Below are 5,305 nucleotides of genomic sequence, written 5' to 3' on the forward strand. Positions count from 1 at the left end.
AATTACCTGGACGAGTTTTGTTACAAGCTCAACAGAAGATACTTCGGTCAAAAACTCTTTGACAGACTCATCATTGCTTCGATTTAATCATACTGGCAAGATTGCGGATATACATAATATTTTTTTAACAAAAAATCCATTGGTTTCTATTATGCTTGTATCCAGTTGATTTTAGCTATTTATTAAGCCTCTGAACGAATAGACCCAATGATTCAAACCCTTTGACTCGAATTCAAATTTGGAAGCGGGTATTAAAATTGGGGATGTGGTATTGGAGATTGACGACACCGAGGTTAACACTACGCAGGAACTCCAGGAGATTATTGTCCGACACCGACCCAGAGATAAGGTAAATTTGGAAATTGCCAGAAGAAAAAAGGAGCTTGATTTGAATGTGGAACTGAAAAATCGGGAAAGGGAAGCAAAGTATTTGGCCAAGAATCGGGAAGAGATTTTCAATGTCCTTGGAGCAGAATTTTAGGATGTGGAAACTGATGTGGCGAAGAAACTGAAGATTGATAATGGCGCAAGAGTGAAAAAACTCTATCCTGCCAAATTGACCAAACATACCGGAATACGAGAAGGTTTTATCTTAACAAAAGTTGATGAGCAGCTCATTAAAAATACAGAAGAACTGGCAGCAGCCTTTGAAAAAAAAGGGAGGTGTGCTGATTGAAGGAGTTTACGAAGACCTGCCTGGTAAATATTACTAGGCTTTTGAATTGTAAAAATCATCAAACTATGGTTTAGCTTGATTTACCATCTGACTGGTAAATGATGTAATATATCTTAGCTGAAGAAGGAGAAGCCGAAAAGCGTGAATCCGGTTGGAATGTATTGTGTTAATGTAATATGTTTGTTGTATAATTTATATTATGTTAAATAGAGTTTCAGATATACCATGTTCTGGAATATTTCTATCTTCATGCCTGATTAACCACCTACCCGCATTCAGGCAGCTATGAATAAATTGATTCCCCGATTTGGGCTTTACCTTGGACCGATTGCTTTCCTGTTGATTTATTTTTTGGTGGAATCGCCAGGACTTTCCGTTGAAGCCAAAGCCATGTTAGCACTTACAGCTTGGATGGCGATTTGGTGGATATCTGAAGCCTTACCAATTGCAGCTACCGCATTTCTTCCATTAATGTTTATGCCATTGCTGGGAATATTGCCTATCGGTAAAGTTTCTGCCAACTACATGCATCCCACAGTCTTACTCTACATGGGAGGCTTCCTCCTTGCAACAGGAATTGAGAAATGGGGATTACATCGGAGAATTGCACTTAACATAATAAATTTATTAGGGACTGATTTACGAAGGATCGTTTTAGGATTTATTCTCGCCACAGGGTTTCTTTCCATGTGGATATCCAATTCTGCCACCTCATTGATGATGTTGCCGATTGGTCTGGCAGTTGTTAGCCAGTTTAAAACTCAATTAGGCGATGGAAACATTAGCATTGCTGATCGATTGGGGAAAAATATTATGCTGGGTATTGCTTATAGTGCATCCATTGGCGGAGTTGCGACCTTGATTGGAACGCCTACGAATGCAATTATGGCTGCGGTCATCTCCGATTTGTACGGCTATACCATCGGGTTCAATGAATGGTTTATGTTTGGTTTGCCCTTATCAGTTTTCTTGTTGATAGTTTGCTGGTATTATTTAGTTTCCTCGGCAAATCCCCTTCCGAAAAAATTTAAACTTGCCGATGAAAAAAGCATTATCGGTAAGCAGTTAAGTGATTTAGGAAGAACAACTTATGAAGAATGGAATGTGATGATTGTATTTGGGTTGGTTTGCTTTTCCTGGATTTTCAGGGAGGTTCTGATCCAGCCTTTTCTACCTCAAATAAATGATACCATAATTGTCCTATTCGGAGTCGTTTTACTCTTTATCCTTCCCTCCTCCTCTGGTGACGATCGGATTTTAGATTGGAAAACGGCCGAGCGCATTCCTTGGGGGATTTTGATTCTCTTTGGTGGTGGATTGGCTTTAGCGGAAGGTTTCCAAAGCACTGGTTTGGCAGAATGGATCGGTCAGAAGTTTACGCTCTTGGAAGGAATCAGCTTTTTCTTACTCCTGATGATCATCATCGCTTCGGTAAATTTCCTGACAGAGGTTACTTCAAATGTGGCCACAGCTTCCATGCTTTTACCGATTTTAGCTTCGGTAGCAATCAAGTTGGACTTGCATCCATTTGGGCTGATGGTCGGAGCAACTTTAGCTGCAAGCTGCGCTTTTATGCTTCCTGTAGCTACTCCGCCCAATGCGGTGGTTTTTGGTTCAGGCTATTTGCAGATGAAAGACATGGTCAAGGCCGGATTTTGGCTGAATATCATTTCCATCATTTTGATTACCCTGATGGTCTATTTTGTGCTGCCTTGGATCTGGGGGATTGATTTGTTGAGGAATCCTTTTTGATTTACGATTTACGAATGATGATTTACGAGATTTAAAGTAGCACCATACCTTGTTTGATTATTCTAAATCATTTCCTTGGTGTAAAAACTTCATTATTGATAATTCGGCGTTCGACGTTCATTATTGTTTGTCAGTTGTCGGTTGCCGGTTATCGGTTGTCGTAATTGAGTAAATCATAAATCTTATATCAAAAATCCAAAATCGCTTTCCGTCCCTAATTCGAATGGATTCGTCACAATTTTTTGTGGGAGCTTCTTCCATAATCTATCCTTGTCCCATCAATTGGGGCACAGGCATGGAAACTCGAAATCGCTTTTATCTTCTGATCATCTTAGGAATGATTTATAATCTTATCTTGATGATTTCAGATGTTAAAAGTCGAGAAACGGAACAACAAGTGGCCAAAGTTGAGCTAAGCATAAATTCTCAAAATCAAAAAACTAGTCTATGAAATGCCCAAAAGAAAAAGTTCTCACAAAGGGGAATGATTACTCTGGGAATTCTCTCGATCCCGATAAAAATCGGGACGGGACAGGCTATATGACCATTGAAAAACAAATTATAAACATATGAAAAGCCAAGCTTTAGCTTTCCGACAAATCGAATGGTGGATCGTCACCAGCGCGATTTTGACATCATTTATCTTTATCCTTTTTGGCTACCAACCTCGATCTTACAACGATTCGGGCCAAGAAATTTTCAAGTTTACAAGTCGCCTTATAATCCTAGCTTCTTTATATGGTGCTTTCCATTTGATTCATATGGTCCTAATTCCGAAGCTTCAAATAGAAACTAAAAAATGGCCATCCATAGTTTGGATTATTGTCATTGGGCTTACCTCATTCGCTGTGAGTGCTATTTTTGGCTATAATGCCAATTTAATCAAAGCGCCTTTTCCTGCCTTTTATTTGGGAACTGCAGTGCTTTATATCTGCTTTCTTTTAGGAACTCATGTACTAATTCAAGCACTTACACCACCCAAAGTCCGCGACTTTCAGCTTTACAATATTTCCAGACTGATTTTTATCTACCTATTTATTTTTCTGTTTCTACTCCAACTCAATCCAATTGTAAGCAATGGGCCATCAATCATCTTTGGTTTATTTATTCCTGTGATTTTTATTGCCAGTCTATATAATTTCTTTTTGGTCTATGGAAAACGAAAGCAAGGTCTAATCAAGCAATCTAGATGGTATAATTGGGGATTAATGGCTCTGTTACTTTTAGGATTCATCATCATCTCGGCCGAGGCAAACCAAGAGGAAATATTCTTCATAGGTGGCTTAGGTACCGTAACTTTTATCCAATTGCTGTTTTTTCCCTTGACTTCGCTGGTTTTCAAAAAATATGACTCTTACATAGGTCAGATCACCTCGCTTTCCACACAAGTCAACCAAGGTTCGGCAAACCTCAGTTTCCTTAAATCCCAGATCAATCCGCACTTCTTATTCAATGCGCTGAATACGCTCTATGGAAGCGCCTTGACTGAAAACGCTGAAAAAACTTCGGATGGAATTCAAAAGCTCGGCGATATGATGCGCTTTATGCTGCATGAGAACCTTCAGGATAAAATCTCCATCAAGCGGGAAATAGAATACCTCCAAAACTACCTGGATATTCAACTGCTTCGATTTGGAAAAGAACCGAACCTAGAGCTTTCGATTCAAATTCAGGAAGACTTCTGCGAAGGTGAAATTGCTCCCATGATGCTGATTCCTTTTATAGAAAATGCCTTCAAACATGGCATTAGTACCAAAAACAAATCTTGGATCAAAATCAATCTCCGCTGTCTGAAAGGTTCGATCCATCTGGATGTGGTCAATAGCGTGCATCCGAAAAAAGCAACCGAAGATCCAAAAGATGAGTCAGGAATAGGCTTGGACAATGTCCGAAAGCGTCTCGACTTGCTATATCCAAATGCACATTCTTTGACAATCGTCGGGAATGACTCTGAGCATTTCGTACATTTTTCCCTTCAATTAAAGTAAGATGTTAACCGCAATAGCAATAGATGATGAAAATATGGCCTTGGAAGTGATCAAGGCTCATGCTTCCAAAATCCCGTTTCTAGAACTCCAAGCTGTATTTTCGGATGCCATCCAAGGATTGGAATACCATCGGAATAATCCGGTTGATCTGATCTTTCTGGATATCAATATGCCGGATATCTCTGGGATTGATTTGGCGGCTATGCTTCCTAAGAAAACCTTAGTGGTCTTCACCACGGCCTATTCTGACTTTGCCGTCAAAGGATTTGAACTGGATGCGCTGGATTATTTATTAAAGCCTTTTCCCCTGAGTCGTTTTATGAAAGCTTGCCAAAAAGCTCAGGAATGGAAAGCGCTGCAACCCTCAGATGAAGCTGGATATTTATTTGTCAAGACTTCCGAAGGACAAATAAGGGTCAATTTTGAAGATTTACTCTTCTGTGAAGCTGCCGGGAATTATGTGACTTTCCAATTGGAAAACGGAAAACTGATTTCCAGAATAACCTTCGGGGAATTAGAAAAGCTCCTTCCCTCCTTTTTTCAAAAGACGCATCGCTCCTTTATCGTGAATAAAAATCGATTGGACAAAATCGAGCGTCACCAAGTTCATTTGGGAAAACATGTGGTTCCTGTAAGCGTCAGTTTTTCGGGATCGATTTTGTAAATATTCTTCGAGTTTTGAAGTTCATTTAACCACAAAAAACGCAAAGGTTTCACAAAGAACACAAAAGATGATTTTGGTCCGTTTCCAATTCTTAAAAATTCAGATCTATGTCATTCCCTGATATAGGTTGACCGTTTTAAAGCTACTTGAAAAATGCTAAAAACGGGAAAAAGGATCAATCCATACCGGAAGTATTCTGAAGAATTCAAGCGTAAATTGGTAGAT

The 5,305-nt window shown here is 39.4% G+C and carries 5 protein-coding genes; all 5 read left to right on the top strand.

Annotation, left to right across the window (positions count from 1 at the left end):
• Positions 1 to 238 precede the first annotated feature (238 nt).
• The 5 genes from P8O16_RS06055 to P8O16_RS06075 all read left to right on the top strand — a co-directional run bounded on the left by P8O16_RS06055 (position 239) and on the right by P8O16_RS06075 (position 5,080).
• A complete protein-coding gene (locus P8O16_RS06055; protein ID WP_300311978.1) occupies positions 239 to 481 on the top strand; it encodes a PDZ domain-containing protein in 243 nt (80 codons plus the stop codon).
• A gap of 3 nt (positions 482 to 484) precedes the next feature.
• Complete coding sequence (locus P8O16_RS06060) at positions 485 to 676, top strand: hypothetical protein (RefSeq protein WP_300311981.1); 192 nt, start codon at positions 485 to 487, stop codon at positions 674 to 676.
• A 285-nt stretch (positions 677 to 961) separates the two neighbouring features.
• Entirely contained in the window at positions 962 to 2,428 is a 1,467-nt protein-coding gene (locus tag P8O16_RS06065; protein WP_300311983.1) for a DASS family sodium-coupled anion symporter, read from the top strand.
• A gap of 569 nt (positions 2,429 to 2,997) precedes the next feature.
• Positions 2,998 to 4,416, top strand: a complete 1,419-nt coding sequence (locus P8O16_RS06070; protein WP_300311987.1) for a sensor histidine kinase — start codon at positions 2,998 to 3,000, stop codon at positions 4,414 to 4,416.
• Position 4,417: 1 nt separating this feature from the next.
• Positions 4,418 to 5,080, top strand: a complete 663-nt coding sequence (locus P8O16_RS06075; RefSeq protein ID WP_300311990.1) for a LytTR family DNA-binding domain-containing protein — start codon at positions 4,418 to 4,420, stop codon at positions 5,078 to 5,080.
• Positions 5,081 to 5,305: the final 225 nt, after the last annotated feature.

Source organism: Algoriphagus sp. (assembly GCF_029254265.1).
Taxonomy (GTDB): domain Bacteria; phylum Bacteroidota; class Bacteroidia; order Cytophagales; family Cyclobacteriaceae; genus Algoriphagus.